The sequence below is a fragment of the Limnothrix redekei LRLZ20PSL1 genome, from assembly GCF_043235035.1.
Lineage (GTDB): Bacteria > Cyanobacteriota > Cyanobacteriia > CACIAM-69d > CACIAM-69d > CACIAM-69d.
Genome location: NZ_JAZAQF010000086.1, coordinates 106,462 through 126,545 on the forward strand (window position 1 = coordinate 106,462; position 20,084 = coordinate 126,545).

Below are 20,084 nucleotides of genomic sequence, written 5' to 3' on the forward strand. Positions count from 1 at the left end.
CAGCGGTTCAATCATCCCCATGACGGCAAGATTGATCGATACCTCATCAATACCCAGGCAGTTTCTATTGGCCTTCATATTGACCGGTTTTCGGAACAAGCGCACCGCAACCCGGCGATGGATGATTCAAAGCTCAATTTCTAGAACTTTAAGCTCGAGAGCTGAGAGTGCCGGCACTCGAATTTTTTTTGGAACCCCAACGGTCAGAACCTAAATTTCTAGAACAAGCTGCTAGAAGGAATTGCCAGGTAGAGCCAATGACGAAATTGGGCTGAAGAGGAGGCCACCACATCAGCACTGAACCCGGAACCATACCCAGAGTTGCTGGGCCAGAGCCTGGGACGATCGATTAATAGGGGCGATCGCCCCAGGGCCATTGCTGAATCATCATTGACCCTGGGCCCAACGGGTGCGCCATTGCTCATCCAGCGGCCCTTAGGACTCAGAGGCGGCCTGGTCGTTGTCCTCAGACGCTACCACAGGCTCACCGGGAGCAGCAACTTTCACCATGGCATGGCGCAACACCCGATCGCCCAACAGATAACCATCCTGTAACTGCTCCAGCACCGTGCCTTCTGGGTGCTCATTGGACGGTTCCCGCATCACCGCCTCATGCAAGTTCGGGTCAAATTCTTGGCCCTCGGGACGCATTTTCACCACCCCTAACCGCTTCAGGCTATCCACCAACTGGCGATAAATGCCCTGATAACTCTTGTGCAGATTCAATTCCCCATCGGTTTGGGGCTTGATGAACGATCGAGCCCGCTCAAAGTTATCAATAACTGACAACAGCTCGCGGATCGTGTCGCAGCGAATCCGCAACTCCAACTCTTCGCGCTCTTTGGCGGTGCGGCGACGGAAATTCTCAAAGTCAGCCGTTAAGCGCATGTGCTGACTGGTGCGATCGTCCAGTTGCCCCTTCAAGCCCTCAATTTCCCGCAGCAAATCCGCCACCTGTGGCCCATAGGTTCCTTCGGCCGCCGGTTCTTCCAACTCAGACAAGTCCAGGTCATCCAGGGTGGCCGGTGCTTCCTCGGTCGCGCCGGTTTCGGGGGTGGCGGTTTCGGGGGTCGGCGCTTCTGCGGCCGGTGCTTCTGCTGCCGCTTCGGGGGCCGGGGCATTCACCGAGGCATTGTCTTCCGTCAGGTTTTCTTCAGGGCTGTAGGTCATTGGTTCCTCGCTAGCAGTGATCACAGTTGAGTTTTTGTTGAGTTCTTGTTGAATTTTGACAATCAACAGTCCAACAACAGTCAAATTTCCTGACCTGTGCAAATTGGCCAAATCGGGGCGATCGCCCGTGGGTGGCCCTCACCACTCCAGTGCTCGCTGAAGTGCAGATTGCCCATCACCCACCTGTCCCGCAGGGCTGCCCGGACAGTGACCCGCACAGGCTCAACCTATGTTAGAACGCCACCCGGCCGAATCGAACATTTCCCGTCCTGGCCCCTGCCTCAGATGCAAGCTCTAGATGCGAGCTTTCCCGAGACCTTTGGCTTAGGATTGATTTGGTTTTGAATCTATTGGCTTTGCATGACCCGCCAACCCACCCCGAAACCGATCCGAGAACAGGCTCGAAACCATGGCCCAAAACTCGAAACCATGGCCCAAAAACCAATCAGTGTCAATTCCTTCCATCCCTAAGGATCCAGCTTCGGGATCTAGCTTCGATCTTTGAGGCTGCGTGGCTGTGGGCTGTTGTTTTAGAGAGGTAGACCGGGGTATACCTTGGTCATGCTGTAGCTGAGTTGGGCCCTGTAGCTGAATTGATTGCCCGTCCGTTTCGCTCCTCGCGCCCGATCGCCCGATCGATGCGCCTTCGATCCCGCTAGGTGTCACCTGCTATGACAAACTCCATAAACCGGCGCGCCCTGGTTGTCCAAAGCAATTTTTCGCCCTTCGGTAACAAACTTGTGCAGTCGGGCTATGTGGATCCCGACCAAATGAGCCGCGCTTTGGCTGAACACCGCCAGTCGGGCCGGCCGCTGATGGAAGTGCTGGCAGCGATCGCCGGCAAAGAAGTGCCGCCGGAATTGGTGCGCCAGTACAAAAAGCAACTGCTGTTTGAACTCAAAATTCTCCACGGGGTTGAGGCGATCGACCCGGAAATTGAAGAAGTGTCCGCGGCCCAGGTGGAGCAATGCATTGAAACCTTGATTCCGGTAGATGTTTGCCGTCGTTATCGGTTGCTGCCCCTGGGGCGGGCCCAACGGGGCGACGCACCGGCCATGATGGTGGCCATGGCCGACCCGGACAACCTGGACGCGCTGGACGATTTGAATCGCATCCTGCGGCCCCAAAACCTGGCCCTGATTCGGCGGGTGATTGCCCCCGAAGATTACCAGTCCATCATTAGCCAATACCTAGACGAAGCGGCCCGCAAGTCCCAACAGGCTTCCCGCCAAACTTCCGCCGCCGTCAGTTTCGATGAGTCGGATTTGCAGAACCTCGAAGCCATGCAAATGGAAGAGGCTTCCGACGAATTGGAGACGGACGACCTGGCCAGCTCCATGAACGATGCGGAGTCAGGGCCGATCGTCAACCTGGTGAATAAGGTTTTGATTAAGGCCCTGCAAGACGGCGTTTCGGATATTCACGTGGAACCCCAAGAGGAAGAAATGCGGATTCGGTTCCGCAAAGATGGGGTGCTGCAAGAGGTGTTCCGGCTCCCGAAAAAGGTGGTTCCGGCCGTGACCTCCCGGTTCAAAATCATTTCCAACCTGGACATTGCCGAACGACGGGACACCCAAGATGGGCGGATTCGTCGGGTCTTTGAAGGGCGGAAAGTGGACTTTCGGGTCAATGTGCTACCCAGTCGCTACGGCGAGAAGATTGTGTTGCGGATTTTGGATAACTCCTCAACACAACTGGGTTTGGATAAGCTGATTGGCCGACCGGAATCGTTGCAGTTGGTGCGGGAGATGGCCAGCCGCCCCTTTGGCTTGATTTTGGTGACGGGGCCGACGGGTTCCGGGAAGTCCACCACGCTCTATTCCATTTTGGCGGAACGGAACGACCCGGGCATCAACATCAGTACCGCTGAAGACCCGATCGAATATGCCTTGCCCGGGATTACCCAGGTGCAGGTGATTCGGGAAAAGGGGCTGGACTTTTCGCGGATCCTGCGAGCATTCCTGCGCCAAGACCCGGATGTGATTCTGGTGGGTGAGACGCGGGACAAGGAAACGGCCAAAACGGCGATCGAGGCGGCCCTCACGGGGCACTTGGTGTTAACCACCCTGCACACCAACGACGCATCCGGGGCGATCGCCCGCTTGGATGAAATGGGCGTGGAACCTTTCATGGTGGCAGGGGCCCTGTTGGGCGTGGTGGCCCAGCGGCTAATGCGGCGTGTTTGCAGCGAATGCCGCGTGCCCTACACCCCCACCCCCGAAGAGTTGGCCCGCTACGGCATGAGCGCCAACCAAGAATCCCACCTGACCTTCTACAAAGCCAATGTGGTGTCGCCCGATGAGCGCAAGACCCTGGGCGAGATGGGCAAACTTTGTCCCAAGTGTGGCGGTGTGGGCTACAAGGGCCGTTGCGGGGTTTATGAGGTGTTGCAAGTGACGGAAACCTTGCAAAACCTAATTACCCAAGGGGCCCCAACCGATCGCATCAAAGAAGCCGCCGTTGAAGAAGGGATGGTCACCCTGTTGGCCTACAGCCTGGATCTGGTGCGGGAAGGGCTGACCACCTTTGAGGAAGTGGAGCGGGTCACCTTCACCGACACCGGGCTAGAAGCAGAACTGAAGGCCAAACGCAAGAGCGCCCTCACCTGTCGCACCTGCGCGGCAGAACTCCAGCCAGACTGGATGGACTGTCCCTATTGCCTCACGCCTCGGTTTGAAGAGCCGTTGGTGACCGGTCGCTAGCTTTTGGCGATCGCTCATGAATGGCTCGCCGGTTACCAGGGAATGCGATCTTGATACGATCGCCCGCCCAATTGGGCATCCTCAGGCCAACTTCACGGCTGAATTCACGGCTGAACTCATCCCCGGTTTCGACGCTTCCCCATGGTTGGCCCCGCTCGAATTGTTCAAACCCTGCCAACTTTTCGGGCCCCGCCAGCGTTTTGATCCCGATCGACCCCCATTCGATCGACCCCTCATTCGACCTAACCTCACTCGACAGGAGTAGCGACCATGCCACTGGATTACATGATCGAAGACGTGATGGAATCGCTGATCGAACAAGGCGGCTCCGACATGCATATCCAAGCCGGTGCGCCCATCTATTTTCGGATTAGCGGCAAACTGACCCCCCAACCGCAATTTGGTGAAGTTCTCGACTCCCAGGACTGCCAAAAGCTGATTTTCAGTATGCTCAACAACAACCAGCGGAAAGACCTGGAGCAAAACTGGGAATTGGACTGCGCCTATGGGGTCAAGGGTCTGTCGCGGTTTCGGGTGAATGTCTATCGCGAGCGGGGCTGCTGGGCCGCCTGTTTGCGGGCCCTGGCTTCCCAAATTCCCAACTTTGAAAAACTCGGTTTGCCCCAAGTGCTGCTGGAGATGGCGGAGCGGCCCCGGGGCATGGTGCTGATCACGGGGCAAACGGGATCCGGCAAAACCACCACCCTGGCGGCCTGTCTGGACTACATCAACCGCACCCGCGCGGAGCATGTCCTGACCGTGGAAGACCCGATCGAGTATGTGTTCCCGAACATGAAAAGCCTGTTCCATCAGCGACAAAAGGGCGAAGACACCAAGAGTTTTGCCAACGCCCTGAAGGCAGCGCTGCGGGAAGACCCGGATATCATCCTGGTGGGGGAAATGCGGGACTTGGAAACCATTTCCTTGGCCATCTCCGCCGCTGAAACCGGTCACTTGGTTTTCGGAACCCTGCACACCAACTCCGCCGCCGGGACGATCGACCGGATTTTGGACGTGTTTCCCCCCATCCAACAGCCCCAAGTCCGGGCCCAGATGGCCAACTCCCTTGTGGGGGTTTGCTCACAAAACTTGGTCAAGAAAGTTGGGGGCGGTCGCTGTGCAGCACACGAAATTATGCTGAATACCCCCGCTGTGGCGAACCTGATTCGGGAGGGCAAAACCTCGCAAATCTATTCCACCATTCAAATGGGTGGTAAGCAGGGGATGCAAACCATGGAATCTTGCCTGGCGAAGCTGTACCAAGAAAACAAGATCACCTACGAAGATGCCCTGGGCAAAAGCTCCAAACCCGACGAGCTACAGCGGTTGTTGGGTGGCAAGGTGGGTGCTGGTCGCTAGGAACGCGGCATACCTTCCCTCATCAGGCGGATCCAATGAGGCGTACCTAAATTGGCATCATCGATCGAGCGCATATCGGGCGCATAATCGATCAACAGAAGGTAACGACGGGGCCGATCGCTCGGCGAACCCTCGGGCGATCGGCCCCAGCCCAAACCCCACAGCCCCTTTTCTCCCTGTGCCGCCCCCCCTGGCAACGGACTCTCGACAGAATTCTGAGGACTCACGTAGTTTGAGCAGCGCCCTATGGCTAAATTCATCGCCACCATCGCTGGCCCCGACGGCAAAGGCAAGCGCGAAGTTGTTGAAGCAGAAAGCATCAACGGGGCGCGTAATAAACTGATTGCCGCTGGGTTTAGCCAAGCCCAAATTCGCGATCTCAAGGAACAGAAAAGCGGTCTAGACATTGACCTCGCTAGCCTCACGGCCAGCGTGACCGTAAAAGATTTGGCCGTGTTTTCTCGGCAATTTTCCGCCATGTTCAATGCGGGCATTGCCATGGTGAAATGTTTGGATATTTTGAGCAATCAATGTGAAAATCCCAAACTGAAAAAAGCCCTATTTAAAATCAATGCTGATGTGCAAGAAGGGGAAACCCTGTCTTCTTCGCTGAAACGACACAGCGACATTTTCAGTAAGCTCTATTGCGCCATGGTGGAAGCGGGTGAAATTGGGGGGGTGCTCGATGAAGTGCTCACCCGACTGGCAACCCTGCTGGAAAATGCCGCCCGACTACAAAACCAAATTAAGTCCGCCATGTCCTATCCCTCCACAGTGGGATCCTTGGCGGTCATTATCTTTTTGGGAATGACCATTTTCCTGCTGCCAACCTTTACGGGAATTTTCGATAAGTTGGGGGCTGAATTGCCGGCGTTCACGCAAATCATGATTAATATCAGTGAGTTTTTGCGTGGCCCCACCTTCCCCGACGATGATCCCAAGGGGCGCAAGAATTTCTATGTGGTGTTTTTGGTGATTGCCTTGGTCATCGGCAAGGTTGTCTATGACATGTGGTACAAAACACCGGCTGGCAAGCGCCAAATGGATGCCGTATTTCTGAAGTTGCCGATTTTTGGAGACATCATTCAGAAAAGCTCGGTGGCTAGTTTTTGTCGCACCTTTGGAACATTGACGCGATCGGGCGTACCAATCATTCAAGCCCTCGAAATTTGTAAAGATACCGCCGATAACCAGGTGGTTTCGGATGCGGTGGCTTCCTCCATTACCGAAATTCAAGGTGGGGGAACGATCAGTGCGGCGATCGAGCGATATAAGGTTTTCCCGGCCATGGCCATTCAGATGATGATGATTGGTGAGGAAACCGGGGAACTCGACAAAATGCTGATGAAAGTGGCGGACTTTTATGAAGATGAAGTGGAGCAAGCAATCAAGGGTCTAACCAGTATGTTGGAGCCGTTGATGATTGTGGTGATTGGGGGGATGGTTGGTTCGATTTTGTTGGCGATGTATTTGCCCATTTTTGCGGTGATGGATGCGATTAAGTAGTGCTGCAAGGCAACGCTATTAGCCATCAAAATTCCAAATATTGACCACCAAAACTCCAAGGCAAAGCGATCAATCATCAAAACTTCAGGCAATTTTTTTCGGGCAAATTCTTCTGGCAGATAGTTCTTGCGACTGGGTAGGTTAGAGACATGACTAATGGAGTCTGTTGAGTTGATCAATGACAAGCTAACGAAGTTAGCTTTTTTTACTTCTCAAACATTTCAAACATTCTCTAACCTTCAACCCAGCGATCTAACACCGGTTAGCTATATTGGATGCGACCACTACTTAGACACAGCCCACGATCGCACCTTGCCGAGAGTCACTGGCATTCGATCACTAACATCAATGGTGAATCGAAACACCCGTTTAGCTCGTCGCCCATTGTCTGGGTCGAAGAATTTAAGTTTCACATCCCAGCAGTCACTGCCATAGCGGCAGAATGGACTTTTCTCAACATCAATATCTGCCAATTCCATCCCCTGTGCTACAGCATTGGAGAAAGTTTGTACGGCTTGGAAAGCATTGGTTGCTGCAAAGTTGAGGGCGCGATCGCGAGCTAGCTGCCCTAGATTTCGCAAATCATAGTAAACCCGATTCAAAAAACTGGTTAGCGATCGCCGCATCCGATTTTCATCCGCCATCTCTTGTTCAGCACCGACAATTTGCAATGCTGAATCGACTAAGGAGTTAACCTTCCAACCATACATCCCACGCGGACTGTTCACCTTCAAAATCGGCACTTCCTGCCCCGAAAATAAGCGCACCATTTCATCGGTGACAATCCCCGGTATGCTGACTCGCTCCACATAATCAGCATCTTCTTCTGCCAGTACCTGCCCCGCTAATAGATAAGTTAGCAGTTCGTAGATATCCGCCCCAAATGCGCCTACGGGTTTGATGGCATAAACTGGGGTGAGTTCCAAGTTGAGCGTCCAAATCAGCGATTTGGCTTCAAACAAATTGGCTTCTAAATAATCCGCCATTTGGCGAGCATCGTAGGGGTTGGCAGGAACTTGGGTGCTGCCGATCGCAACAGAAGGCATGAATTGCTTAAACGTGTCCCGGCGGGCTTCGGTGCCGAAGTCATACCCAATTGTGCCCAGGGCATAGACCAAGTTGGATCGGGGGCTGGCTGTGGCCGCACTCGGGGTAATGGAGGGAGCCGAGATCGCCCCAGTCATCGCCCCAGTTATTGCCGGTGTGGTTTCAACCGCAGCCGCAACGATCAACGGTTCTTGAGGTGGGGCAACGAGGGCAACATTGGGGCTAGATTCGGGGGGGCTAAATTCGGGAACAAGCATCAAAAACGGCTTAGCTAGTTCCTGATCACCGTCAAGTTTCGGAGCCGCCGCCGTTGCCGAATCACTATCTGCCAAGAGATCACTCGTCTCACTACTCGCTGCAAGAGTTGATAAGGGTGTACCCGTAATCAACTCATAGGCTCCAGCAATGTTCACTCTTCCTAGTAAGCACCGTTCTGGCTCTTCCGTCGTTTCCGGATCGCAGGGAATAGCACTATTGAGCAAGGCTGCCCGTACCGCTTCTGCATCGGGAGCTAAACCCTGTTCCAATTGCAAACTCATCAGGAGGGCGGCTGTTCCCGTAATGATCGGGGCAGCACAGCTCGTACCTTTTTGGCGGATGGGGATATCGGTACCCGGCAGCGCACCAAGAACATTTTCGCCAGGGGCTAAAATGCCTTGGCTGGCGTATTTACCGCCAAAGTTACTGAACTTAAATGGTTCGCCCGTATCTTTCATCGCACCGACCGTCAGCACATGATCGAGGACGGCCGGAATACACCAACATTCACCCTTATCGTTACCGCCTGGGGCAATGACTAAAATATTATTTTCCTGCGCTTGTTTAATAGCTTTTTCAATAAATTCGTGGGCGATACCACTTTGGGTAGGATGGCAAGCGGCACAGTGAATAATGTTAACGTCCTGCTCGATCGCGGTGCTAATAGCTCGAGAGAGGTTCAACGGATTGATGAAATCTTCCGCATTAACCGCAATAGGAATATTAATTACTGTTGCCCTAGGAGCAATACCCTCCACAGGAGAGCCTGGTTGGCCGCAAATCGTGCTGATGATGTGGGCAGCATGACTCTGTAGGTGAATGCTACTGCGAATGTTTGCATCGGGAATAGCCGCTTCCATTAGCTTCCCCGATTCCTCCTCACTGAGACCTGCTGCTTTGGCATGGAGGTCAATTTCAACAAAGGCTTGAATATCAGCTGGGTCGATTTCAAATGATTCGATCCAGTAGGGATCAATTCGAGTTAGATTTCCCCCTTGAAAGCAAGCCCGATCAAGATCAACCTTCCCATCAAGCACAGCAATTTTGATGCGCGGATCGCCAAGGGTGCGCGATCGCAAGGCAGACATTCCAGAAATATCGGCTAGATTCGGCATAATTTTAAGAACTTTATGAACAATGCATCAATTACGCACGCATCAATTGCGATTAACCCGTGGGAAGTCAATCGCATTGCTTGCTGTCCAACTGCAACTATTGGGAGTTGATCCTGAAGCTTGTGGGCTGCCTAGCGACAGTCGCTTTGATTCGACTTAGCAACCCATGCTTAGTCACAAATGGTTAGCACCAGATGCGGCCGCGCCGAAACGGTTTTTCGTTCTTTGGGCGCTGGTAGCCTTGGTAAAACGTGCGCCAACGACCGTAATCCTCCAAGCCTGTTGTCAAGGGTTGTGGTTCCTTCTTGGCTTTGGGTTCTGAGGATTGATCGTTGGTTTTAGCCGACTCTGTTTCGGCCACTTGCTCGGCTGATTTTTTTGATTTTTTATCGTTTGCCATGGTGTTGTCTCCTGAAGATCACCGATTGCTGTGGCGAGTTTGTCGCATATCTAGACGACTTGATCTAGTAAGAACGCCCTTGTCCTGACATTTTCAAGTAGCCATAGGCCGGATATTGAAACTGAGCCGGATCGTTGTAATTAGCGCCGTGCATGATGTCCATGCGAATGCTCAACAGGTCTTCACCACCACCATGAAGGACATCCACACAGTCATGGATGTGGACGAAATGAGGGCGTTTGACTGGGGGAGATTGTTTAGGAAGTGCCATCGGAGTTGCCAGGATGATCGTGATGGGACGCGGCGAGAAATGAGATGGGCAGCTACCCTCTTCACTCCTCGCCTCTAGTTCTTGATGTTTTTTGTGGCTGCGCGGTTGCCCTTAGTAAGGCGACGACCAGGAACGCACCTCGCCCAGGGTGACAGGAATGAGGTCGCTCACATCAATCGTAAAACGGAAGACCTTCTTGGCGCGGCGGCTGTTTTCCGGATCAAAGAACTTCAGTTGCACATCCCAACAATCGCTGTCCATCCGGCAGAAGGGACTCTTGGACACATTGATGCTGTCCAGTTCCATCCCCGCGCCAACGGCTTCCGAGAAGGTTTGGGCGGCTTGGAACGCATTGGTGGCAGCGAAGTTGAGAGCGCGGTCTTGGGAGGTTTGGCCCAAGTTGCGGAGATCGTAATAAATTCGATTCAGGAAGCTGCTGAGCGTGCGGCGCATTTGGCTTTCATCGCCGTCCTGTTCGGTACCCACGGCTTCTAGGGCGGCATCCACCAGGGTGTTGACGTGCCAGCCGTACATCCCGCGTGGGCTTTGGGGTTCGATGACGGGGACGACTTGACCAGAGAACAGACGCACGGTGCGACCCGTAATCAGGCCGGGAATGCTGACCCGCTCAATGTAGTCTGCGCTGTCTTCAGCTTCGACCTGACCTGCCAAGAGGCCTTGGAGGACGGCATAGACTTCACGGGAGAAGGAACCCGTAGGCTCAATTGCATAAATCGGGGTCAGTTCCAGATTCAGCGTCCAAATCAGCGATTTGGTTTCTGATAGGTTTTCCCCTAAGTAATCGACCATTTGCCGCGCATCGTAGGGGTTGGCGGGAATCTGCGTTCCTTCAATGGCGTAGGGCGGCATGAGTTGTTTAAAGGTGTCGCGGCGGGCTTCGCTGCCGAAGTCGTAACCGAGAGTACCGATCGCGTAAACCATGCCATTAGCGGGTTCAGCAGCTTGGCTAGGGGTGACGGGGGCGCTGGTGGTTTCGGGCATAGGGGTTCCTGATGAAGTAATGGAGTTAACAGGGGTTTCGATCGCACTGACCGTTACCAGGGCGGGTTGGCGCTCCTGTGGGGGAGAAACAATTTCTTCTGCTTCTTCCACGGGCGGGGAGGAACCGCCGCAACTGCAACCGGAGGCTTCTATCAGTGCGGTTTCTAAGCTTTGAGCTTGATCGTCAGACATACTGACTCCTATTAATTTTTCTCCGGTTAACTTTTGAACAGCCCCAGGAATATTCAGAACACCGACCAAACATTTACGATCGTGTTCGGTGTCGGCAAGGGGACAAGGCAGGGCAGAAGCGAGAATCGCATCCCGCACCGCTTGGGGGTTGGGGTCGTCGCCCCGTTGCACCTGAAGGCTCAACAGCAGGGCCGCCACGCCAGAAACAATGGGAGCGGCAAAGCTGGTGCCACTGAGCCGAATGATGCCACCACCGGGACTAGCGCCGGAAATATTTTCACCAGGGGCGAGAATGCCTTGGCTTTGGTAGGTTTCCCCCCAGTTGCTGAAATCCAGGGGATGACCTCTAGCATCCATCGCACCAACCGCGAGGACGGCGGGTAGAGCGGCGGGGACATTCAGGCAGTCGCAACCATCGTTTCCGGCGGCGGCAACGATGAGGATGTTGCGTTCTTGGCAAGTTTGCACGGCGCGATCGAGCCAGTCTTCTGCTTCGCCAATATCGGTGAGAGCACCACCGCTGATGTTGATGATGTGCGCTCCGGCTTCGGCGGCTTGTTCGATCGCGCGGGCAAGATCCAGTTGGGAGAGCTTACGGTTGTCGTCGGAGAAGACGGGGGCGAGGATGCCGCAACAGTGGGGGGCGAGTCCAGGAACTTCGGTGTTGGGCTGCCCGAAAATCAAGCTGGCAATGTGGGTGCCGTGGGTGGACATGGCCCCGGCGGTGGCTTTGCCAAGGGCAAGCGTGGGCAGGCGGCTGAGGTTGGCTCCGGCGAAGCAGGAATGGTCGGTATCGACGAGGCCATCGAGGACGGCGACGGCAATTTCCGAGGAGCCTTGGGTGCGGGTTTGGAGTGCCGCCAGTCCGGGAAGCCAATCACGCTGGGGCATATTGTTCGCCTCCCTCTAGATTGCGGTCTGCATGGTAATAGTAAAGGCGCACGTTTTCTAAATAATTTTTTTCGAGTTCTTTTTGGGAGGTTCCGACCCACATTTGAGGCAATACATCCCGATGTTGATAAAAGCTGTGAACCCGTTGGGCGGTGTCGTTCAGTCGGAAATGCTGGGATAGGTTGTCTCGATTTTTGAGGTGATAATAAAGCACCGGATTGGTATTGGCTTTCGATAAGCCGGTAAAGAATAGGTCAGATCCTTGCAGGGGTTTTAAGACCGACTCTGGAAAGTGTCGCCAAACCTTTTCCTGCGTTTTGGGCTGATAAAAATCTGCCTCTGCAACTTCAGCATAGAGTTCGATTTCGCTAGTGCCGTCAAAGTAGAAGTCAAAGCCGATGAGAGAGACAAAATCTTTGAGATATTGGCTACTCGCTGCTCCATCACTGAGGGCAAAGGCAGTTTCTAGTTTTTCTGGATAATCTTGGATGCGGATGTGCATTTTGAGGCTAGAGTCGGGCAGATGTTGCCTTAAGTCGATTCCAGCCGAGAAAACGGTCATTTTATTAAAATCAAAATCGCGTCCCAGAAATCTCTGCAACAGCGAGTAGTCCAACTTAACACCTACTCGGCTTTTCACCTGACCAAAAAACGCCAGGGACTGGTGTAGCCATTTTTGCCACTGTTGGGTTGGGTCTTTGAAAAACAGCAGAAATCTTGAGGCAATTAATTTATCGAGTTCGATTTTGCAGGATGCTTCTAAACTGCAACTTTCCCGTATCGAAACGACAAAATCTTCAAATAGAGAAAGGGGATAAATGGGATCGACATCAAAGGCTTGTTGATGGGCGCGAATAAATTGAATTCTTTGTTCTTTAAGTCGCTCTTTGTCAATCTCAGTAACAATCATAACAAGCCGGTCATCAGATAAAATTCATTTAAAATCATATGCCTAGAAAACCGAGGGGATTAAAGCCGGGAGAGGATATTTTATATAAGTCCTAATCACTCGTAGCAAATCAGATTCAGATCCCCCTAAATCCCCCTTAATAAGGAGGATTTTGAAGATTTCCAGTTCCCCCCTTGAAAAAGGGGGGCTAGGGAGGATCAAACCTTGGTGCGGTGGTATCGGAAAGCCCCGAAGTAACGAGAGTTGCCCGTCAATTCATTGAGGCAAACTCCGCGTCCTGGCAATTGAAAAAGGAGTTTTGACCTGTTTTGAGGTGGATGGTAGAGCTAAGAGACTTACTCCGCGTCATCCCCCGCAAAAGGATTCATAGTTCCGTTGTTATATAATGACAAAGCGGTGGATGCGATCGCACTGCCATCCCGAGAAACGGTCGCAGAAGTTTCGTGCTGCACGGGAGCCACGGTTTGCGGCATCAGCGCTTTCAGATTTTTCTTCATGGTCTTTGCTTCAAGTCGAGTGAGGGGTATTGTTCCTGTCAGGAACTGAAGAGAAGTTAGCCCACTTTATTCAGCATCGTCAAGACTAAAGATTGCATCTTTATATTTTATTTTTGATGCAATCAAGCTCAGTGAAAGAGAGCAAAAATGGTCAGGCAACTGAAGCAGAGAAACAATCAGTTGTCTGTCTTGGAGTCTTGCCATCCAACAACCTAGTGCCAGGTATCGGAATGCCCTGAAGTAACGAGGGTTGCCCGTCAATTCATAGAGACGAACCAAGCGCCTTGGCAGTCAAAAAAAGGGTTTTGACCTGTTTTGAGGTGGATGATAGAATGAGGCGTGTTACTCCGCATCGTCTCCCGCAAAAGGATCAGTCTGGTCGCTTCGCCCCCAACCTAACGCAACCCAGATAGACGGGGCGATCGCAATCCGACCATCACGAGAAACGGTCGCAGAAGTTTCGCGCTGCACGGGAGCCACGGTTTGGGGCATCAAATTTTTTTTCTTCATGGTCTTTGCCTCAAGTTGAGTGAGGGGCACTGTTCCTGTCAGGAACTGAAGAGAAGCTAGCCCACTTTATTCAGCATCGTCAAGACTAAGGATTGCGTCTTTATATTTTTAATCTTGATGCAATCAAACTCGACAAAAGAAAATAGAAATAGTCAAGCAACTGAAGTAGAAAAATAATTCAGTTGCCTGTTTTGGAGCTTTGCGATCCAACACCTAGTGCCAGGTAGGTATCACCAGGTATCGGAAAGCCCCGAAGTGACGAGGATTGCCCGTCACTTCATCGAGGCGAACTCTGCGCCCTGGCAGCTAGAAAACGGGTTTTGACCGGTTTTGGGGTGGATGGTAAAGTGCCATCGTCACCAAGCGGCGAAGTAGTGATACACCGCTATGCGGGGTCGTCCACCTACCTTGATGTGACGGGCAACAGGGCTTCCCGGAGTTGCCATTGGTCATCAGCCAAATCACCTGGGTAGGATAGAGACACGGCTAACGGGGTCTATTGAGTTGATCTGTTGATCTAGTGACAAAATCTAATGACAACAGGCTGATATCGTTAGCTTTTTTGCGTTTCAGATATTCCCTCAGGCGAATTTTTCCAGCGATCGAGTGAGCAGTAGCATCAGCGAGGCAGCCTATGTCCATAAAGTCTGCGGACTATGAGGAAATTCTGGCGACTTATAGTGGGCGGCAGGCGGCGATCGAGCTGCTGCGGGAATATCGGCCCTACTTGGAACTGTTGCCCAGTATGCGGCGGCCCCTGGACAGCACCGTGGTGATTACGTTGCCGTTGGCGCGGATCGATCCCGATGTGTTGGAAATGACCCAACTGGCCGATGTGGCCGATGTGAGCCGATCGCGCCGTCGCCATTCGATCGAGTCCGAGCGATCGACCAACAAGCCGGGGCGGCAGGCGGTGCGGTTGCCCTGCGAGATTGCCCTCCTGATGTGCGATCCCGAATGGCAGGTGACCACGGGCGTGGCGGTGTTTGTGTTTGTGCATCGGCCCAATGAGGATTTTTATGGGCTGATGAGTCGCTGGCGACAAACGCAATTGCTGCTCGATCGCGACTATGAATGGGTGATGCCCCTGGCTTACCGCCATGTGGTGGGCGATCGGGCCGATCGAATCTATCCGCTGTTTTTGCTGTCGGAGCGATCGCCCGAACGATTGCAACGGGGCTTGAAGGGCGCAACCTTGCCCTATGTGGTTTGTCCAACCCAGGCGGAACCCCCCGCTCGATTCGATCCCCAGGTTGACCATACCCCTGCTCCCACCACGGATCTGACCCGCGAAACGCCCCATCCGGGCCCGGGGCGATCGACCCGCGAGGCTCAGCCCGCCTCCGATCCAGAACTGGAAGGCGATCTTTGGGTTTAGTGAGGGTCGCTGCTCGTTTTCTTTGGGGCCAATTCGGTTTTGGGCAACGACTGAAACCCGGATTGGGCCCAGTATCCAATAGGTTGCTTTTGTGCCTTGAGTGGCATTGGGCGACACAGCGCCGTTTTCAGCGCGATCGTATAATGCCAAGGCCACCCCACAAGGCTGGCCATCCCCTCCCCACAGCGTTTAGCTAGGTTAACGATGGACTTGCTGGAGTATCAGGCAAAAGCCCTGTTTGCCGCCATGGGCATTCCGGTGCTGCCTTCCCAACCGATCGCCAGCTTGCAGGAATTGCGGGAACTAAAGATTCCCTACCCGATCGCCCTGAAATCCCAAGTGCGGGCCGGGGGGCGGGGGCGTGCTGGCGGGATCCGGTTCGCCAGCAACACGATCGATGCGGTGGCCGCCGCCCAAGCCATTTTCAGCTTGCCGATCGAGGGGGAATGTCCTGCGTTGCTGCTGGCGGAGGCCAAATACAACGTGGAGCAGGAGTTTTATCTGGCGGTGGCGCTGGATGACAACGCTCGGCGGCCGGTGCTGCTGGGATCCACCCAAGGGGGGATGGATGGCAAGCTTTCCGCCGGTACGGTGCATCAGGTGTTGGTGGATGGGGAATTTTCGCCCTTCTATGCCCGCCGTTTGGTGCTGAAGATGGGGCTGCGGGGCGAGCTAGTGCCTTCCGTCAGCGAGATTGTGGAGCGGATGTATGCCCTGTTTGTCCAAAATGATTTGGATTTGGTAGAGATCAATCCCCTAGGGGTCGATCGCGCCGGGGGATTGATGGCCCTGGACGGCAAAGTCACCGTGAACGACAGTGCGATCGATCGCCATGCGGAGTTGAAATGCCTGCTCAACGGCGTAGTGATGCCGCCCAGCCTCAAGCCCGTTTGGATTGAGGGCGGAACCGGAACCGCGCCCGCTCCGGCGGCCAATGCGACCCACGGTGCTCAGGGGGCCGTGAATGGTCAGGGCAGTAATTCCACCAATGGCGATCGCAGCAAAAAGAACGCCAGCACCCCGATCGGGATTGTTTGCAATGGCATGGGGCTGACCTTAGCGGCCTTGGATTTGGTTTGCCGCTTTGGGGGCAACGTGGCCGGGTTCATCAATGTGGGCTGGACCGTGGGCGGTGGCCGTCCCGAAACCCTAGAAGAGCGGCTCGAACAGGCCTTAGCCAGTCTCAGTCATCCACACCCGGTTCGGGTGGTGCTGCTGGATCTGTTGGGCAGTGCCATCACCCTGGATGGCATGGTGACCGTCATTCACCAATATGCCAAGCGCCATGGTTGGTGGCGACAGGAAACCCAACCGATGGAGGAATTACCGCAACCCCTCCCAACCAACCGCAGTGAAGGGGATTTTGCCTCGAATAATTTGGCTAATAGCTTGGCCCTGAATAAGGGACGGGGCCCCGCGATCGTGCTGCGGGTGTTGGGAGAACCCAGTGATGAAACGCGCGAGTTAATTGAAAGTTTGCCGATTTCCCTGGCCGACAGCCTCGAAGCCGCAGCCAAACTGACAGCTGTGTTGGCCAACGCGCCCCAAGTTTAAGGAACTGGTTGAAATGGAGAATAGCGGACTCGAACCGCTGGCCTCTGCGGTGCGATCGCAGCGCTCTACCAACTGAGCTAATTCCCCGAGGCGATTGGCGTATCGGACATGGTAGCACCAATCGGCGGTTCGGGCCGTTCCCGACCGGAAAAAAGCCGCTGCACCCGATCGAGATCCAAGGTATTTAAAAAGTCCACCACCCAATCGGCCCGGCGGTGCACCATTTGGAATGGGTGGCTGGTGGCCACGCCCACCACCTGCATTCCAGCAGCCTTGGCCGCCGCAATGCCAGGGTAGGTGTCTTCGATCGCCAAGCAATTTTGGGGTTGTAGATCCGGCCGATCGAGCTGCGATTGCAACTGGGCCACCGCTTGCAAATAACCATCGGGAGCGGGCTTGCTCTCTAGGCCCATATCACCCGTAATCAGCACGCTAAAGAACGATCGCAGCCCCGCCCGACTCAAAACCGTCTCCACCTCCGCAGCCAGCGCCCCGGTCACAATCCCCATGGGCAACCCCAAGGTGCGCACCCGACTACAAAAGTCCACCACGCCCGGGTAGATTGGCAGTTGGGGCAAGTGGGCTAGGCGATCGAGATACAGTTGCGACTTGCGGGCCACCAACCGATCGAGCGTGTCATCATCCACCATTCGCCCCCGTCGAGCCAGCAGATCCCGCAAACAGGCCCGATCGCTCCGGCCCAAACATACCTCGCGGAATTCTTCCGGATCCGGCCGCAAATTCTCACTCAGCAACATCTCTTGCAGAAGTTGCCCGTGCAGCGGTTCGTCATTAATGATTGTGCCGTTAAAGTCCAGCAGAATTGCTTTGAGGGTCATGGGCAATTGGGCAAACAACGGCCAACGGAGCCATTACCGATTCCCAACCTCGAAGATCCTCGGTGCGGATTTGAATCCTGAATCCTGGGAACGGGAATTGCGTCTTAAAAGTTTAGCGCCAAACCAGTACCCCACCGTTGAACACCAAAGGCCAGGGCCCGATCGCCCGCCCCCTAGCGAGCCGCTGCCCCCAACAGCCGGGGTCGATCGCGCCGTCGCACCCGCTGCCACTGTTCCCGCAAAGCCGCCACATCCGCCGGGCGATCGCCATAGCGCCAATCACTGTAGGCCCTGGCCACCGCCGCCAACAAAGCCAAGCGATCACCCGCGCCGGGGCCGCCCCCCTGCTGGGCGAGCCACTGTTCATAGGCGGCCACATATTCCAACGGTGTTTGCCAAGGATAGGCAGGACAGTCTTCTGCCAGCCAATCGCGCACCTCCTGATATAACGCGGCGATCGGGGCTAACCGAGCCAATCGCCGCCGCCGTTGCCAAGTGCGCCAGCCCAACCAACCCAACCACAGGGCCCCGCCCACCACCAAGGCCAGGGCGATCGCCGCCAAAATGCCTGTCCAGCCCCCCGTCAACAAACCCAGCAACCGACCCACCAGCGCCAGCAGTCCCCCCAGCACCCCTGAAATCACCCCATCCAGCCAATTGCGCAGGGGTGTGGGCAACCAACCAGCTACCCAAGCCCAGAGTTTTTCCAGGGTGCTGAAGGTTTCATTTTTCTCGATCGAGGGTGGAATCAAGGGATGGCCAGGAATTGGGTCAAAGCTATACCAGCCATACCCAGGAAAATAAACCTCTGTGATCAAATGGGCATCGGTGTTGTAAACCTCGTATAGGCCGGTGAAGGGATTGAACCGACCCGGCGCAAACCCGGCCGCCACCCGCGCCGGAATCCCCAAGCTTCGCAACATGAGGGTGAGGGTGGTGGGGAAATGATCGGGATAGCCCCCTTGATACTGAAACAAAAAGCGATCGACCAAATCTTCACCCGCAGCCGGTGGCGGCAAGTCCGGTTGCACAGTGTAGGTTTGCTTCAGGGCTTGGGCTAAGAACAGCGCCTGTTCATACGCATCATTGCGGGCGTTGGGAGCCTTAGCGAGTAATTCTTGGGCCCGTTTTTGCAACTTGGGCCGCAGGGCCGCGGGCACATCGAGGTAATAGTTCCGAATGAAGGGGGGATAGGTACGGCGAGCCTGGCGCAGTCGGGTGCGATCGCGGTAGGCCACTTGGGAGATGACCGAGTAGGTTAACCCTTCATCCAAAATGCGGGGCGATCGAATACTGCCTTCCTTGTCGATCGCAATTCCTCGGGTTGGGAAAAACAGCTCCGTTGGTTGGGCCAGGGTGGGAATCAGGTTGGGCAAGGCCGAAAGCACCGTGTAGCTTTGCACCACCTCTTCAATTTGGGCGCGGGTTGGCTCCGGTGGAATCACAAAGCGATAGGACCAATCGGGCCGCACCAGGCTTTGGGTGTCGTCATTGCGGGAAATTTCCCACCCACGACCGGTGTAGCGATCGAACCCCAACACTCGCCAAAAGCCCGGCGACTGCGATCGCACCCGCATCACCAAGGTGGGAACCAGTTGCCCCTGAAGGGTTTGGTCGATCGTGCTGCTAAAGCCGTAATAGAACGTGTTGTCCGTTTGGCCGCGGCCTGCGCCACTGGTTCCTCCGAGAGCTTGGCCATCTTGCCCATAACCGGGATTGCGAATCGATGCAGACTGATCCCGATTATCAAACATCTCATCCATCAAATTGGGCGGGGCCGTCACCGGAAACTGGCGCAGTTGGTAGCCCGGAAAACGCGGCAGCAGAGCAAAGACCACCAGCCCCAAAACCGCCACCACCCCAAACAGCCGGGCCATTTGACCCGGCCGAATTAGCCCCGTGAGGGCGCGCCAATCCCGATCGCCCGGTTCCAACCCCAGGCGCGATCGATAGTCCAACACCAACATCGGCAGCGCCACCCCCACAAAGGCCACCAACACGGGCGCAAACAACATGGTTTGGCTAAGGGTTCCGGCCACCCCCATCAGAATCAGCCCGATCAGCATCGAGTAGCCCAAGTCCTTCCGCCGGGGCAAGTCGAAGCAATGGAGCACTTGTAAATGGATCAGCAACTCCGCCAAAACCAGGCGTGTATCTCCCAAATTGCCCAGGAGCGATCGAAAGAAAACGGCCAAGGCCACCAGCATTCCCGCCGCGATCGCCAGTTGCGCCCCCAGGTTGCGCCGCCGCCGTTGCCGCCAACTCCAGTAGGCCCCGCCAAAGCTGAGGGGAATGGCCCACCAACTGGTTTGGGTTCCAGCGGCCACATCGGTGGCCAAAATCCCGATCGCCACCAAAATTTGCACCAAAATTCGCAGGGCGATCGACTCTTCCGGTTGCGGCCGGGGTTGATTTTGCCAAGTTTGCAGCCGTTGCCACCAAGCCTTCCTTGCCGCTTCCGAAACCATGCCTGCTCCCCGGTT

General features: G+C 54.9%; 17 protein-coding genes and 1 tRNA gene. 5 read left to right on the forward strand and 13 right to left on the reverse strand.

The window, feature by feature from the left end; all coding sequences use genetic code 11:
* Positions 1-218: 218 nt before the first annotated feature.
* The 3 genes from VPK24_RS15185 to VPK24_RS15195 all read right to left on the reverse strand — a co-directional run bounded on the left by VPK24_RS15185 (position 219) and on the right by VPK24_RS15195 (position 1,388).
* Positions 219-425: a hypothetical protein gene (locus tag VPK24_RS15185; protein ID WP_393014605.1), complete on the reverse strand. Its 207-nt coding sequence runs from the start codon at positions 423-425 to the stop codon at positions 219-221.
* A gap of 10 nt (positions 426-435) precedes the next feature.
* Positions 436-1,170, reverse strand: a complete 735-nt coding sequence (grpE, locus tag VPK24_RS15190) for a nucleotide exchange factor GrpE (protein WP_393014606.1) — start codon at positions 1,168-1,170, stop codon at positions 436-438.
* 80 nt (positions 1,171-1,250) lie between these two features.
* Positions 1,251-1,388: a hypothetical protein gene (locus VPK24_RS15195; RefSeq protein WP_393014608.1), complete on the reverse strand. Its 138-nt coding sequence runs from the start codon at positions 1,386-1,388 to the stop codon at positions 1,251-1,253.
* Between the two features lie 453 nt (positions 1,389-1,841).
* Between VPK24_RS15195 and VPK24_RS15200 the strand changes: the two genes are divergently transcribed.
* From VPK24_RS15200 to VPK24_RS15210, 3 genes are all read left to right on the forward strand, one after another.
* Positions 1,842-3,872: a GspE/PulE family protein gene (locus tag VPK24_RS15200; protein WP_393014609.1), complete on the forward strand. Its 2,031-nt coding sequence runs from the start codon at positions 1,842-1,844 to the stop codon at positions 3,870-3,872.
* Between the two features lie 270 nt (positions 3,873-4,142).
* Complete coding sequence (locus VPK24_RS15205; RefSeq protein ID WP_099532084.1) at positions 4,143-5,231, forward strand: type IV pilus twitching motility protein PilT; 1,089 nt, start codon at positions 4,143-4,145, stop codon at positions 5,229-5,231.
* A 246-nt stretch (positions 5,232-5,477) separates the two neighbouring features.
* Positions 5,478-6,737: a type II secretion system F family protein gene (locus tag VPK24_RS15210; protein ID WP_393014611.1), complete on the forward strand. Its 1,260-nt coding sequence runs from the start codon at positions 5,478-5,480 to the stop codon at positions 6,735-6,737.
* Positions 6,738-7,021: 284 nt separating this feature from the next.
* Here the strand turns inward: VPK24_RS15210 and VPK24_RS15215 are convergent, their stop codons facing one another.
* From VPK24_RS15215 to VPK24_RS15245, 7 genes are all read right to left on the reverse strand, one after another.
* A complete protein-coding gene (locus VPK24_RS15215) occupies positions 7,022-9,157 on the reverse strand; it encodes a S8 family peptidase (RefSeq protein ID WP_393014613.1) in 2,136 nt (711 codons plus the stop codon).
* Between the two features lie 184 nt (positions 9,158-9,341).
* Positions 9,342-9,557 carry a cyanobactin biosynthesis PatC/TenC/TruC family protein gene (locus VPK24_RS15220; protein WP_393014615.1) on the reverse strand — a complete coding sequence of 72 codons (216 nt, stop codon included), beginning with the start codon at positions 9,555-9,557 and terminating at the stop codon, positions 9,342-9,344.
* Positions 9,558-9,621: 64 nt separating this feature from the next.
* Entirely contained in the window at positions 9,622-9,828 is a 207-nt protein-coding gene (locus tag VPK24_RS15225; protein WP_393014616.1) for a cyanobactin biosynthesis system PatB/AcyB/McaB family protein, read from the reverse strand.
* A 111-nt stretch (positions 9,829-9,939) separates the two neighbouring features.
* A complete protein-coding gene (locus VPK24_RS15230; RefSeq protein ID WP_393014618.1) occupies positions 9,940-11,913 on the reverse strand; it encodes a S8 family peptidase in 1,974 nt (657 codons plus the stop codon).
* On the reverse strand, positions 11,900-12,823 hold the full coding sequence (locus VPK24_RS15235) for a DUF5838 family protein (protein WP_393014620.1): 924 nt from the start codon (positions 12,821-12,823) through the stop codon (positions 11,900-11,902). Before VPK24_RS15235 ends, VPK24_RS15230 begins: the two co-directional genes overlap by 14 nt.
* 335 nt (positions 12,824-13,158) lie before the next feature.
* Entirely contained in the window at positions 13,159-13,320 is a 162-nt protein-coding gene (locus VPK24_RS15240) for an anacyclamide/piricyclamide family prenylated cyclic peptide (protein WP_393014621.1), read from the reverse strand.
* 342 nt (positions 13,321-13,662) lie between these two features.
* Positions 13,663-13,830, reverse strand: coding sequence for an anacyclamide/piricyclamide family prenylated cyclic peptide (locus tag VPK24_RS15245; protein ID WP_393014623.1), 168 nt, complete (start codon positions 13,828-13,830; stop codon positions 13,663-13,665).
* A 634-nt stretch (positions 13,831-14,464) separates the two neighbouring features.
* Here VPK24_RS15245 and VPK24_RS15250 point away from each other — a divergent pair.
* Both VPK24_RS15250 and VPK24_RS15255 read left to right on the forward strand, forming a co-directional pair.
* The gene (locus VPK24_RS15250) at positions 14,465-15,208 is read left to right on the forward strand and encodes a hypothetical protein (RefSeq protein ID WP_393014624.1); all 744 of its coding nucleotides are present in this window, start codon (positions 14,465-14,467) and stop codon (positions 15,206-15,208) included.
* Positions 15,209-15,412: 204 nt separating this feature from the next.
* Positions 15,413-16,762 (forward strand): ATP-grasp domain-containing protein, encoded by a 1,350-nt coding sequence (locus VPK24_RS15255; protein ID WP_393014626.1) that lies wholly within the window; start codon positions 15,413-15,415, stop codon positions 16,760-16,762.
* 14 nt (positions 16,763-16,776) lie between these two features.
* Here the strand turns inward: VPK24_RS15255 and VPK24_RS15260 are convergent.
* The 3 genes from VPK24_RS15260 to VPK24_RS15270 form a co-directional block, all read right to left on the reverse strand.
* Positions 16,777-16,849: transfer RNA gene (locus VPK24_RS15260), tRNA-Ala, on the reverse strand.
* The gene (locus VPK24_RS15265; protein ID WP_393014628.1) at positions 16,840-17,601 is read right to left on the reverse strand and encodes an HAD family hydrolase; all 762 of its coding nucleotides are present in this window, start codon (positions 17,599-17,601) and stop codon (positions 16,840-16,842) included. Before VPK24_RS15265 ends, VPK24_RS15260 begins: the two co-directional genes overlap by 10 nt.
* Positions 17,602-17,774: 173 nt before the next feature.
* The gene (locus VPK24_RS15270) at positions 17,775-20,069 is read right to left on the reverse strand and encodes a transglutaminase family protein (RefSeq protein WP_393014629.1); all 2,295 of its coding nucleotides are present in this window, start codon (positions 20,067-20,069) and stop codon (positions 17,775-17,777) included.
* Positions 20,070-20,084: the final 15 nt, after the last annotated feature.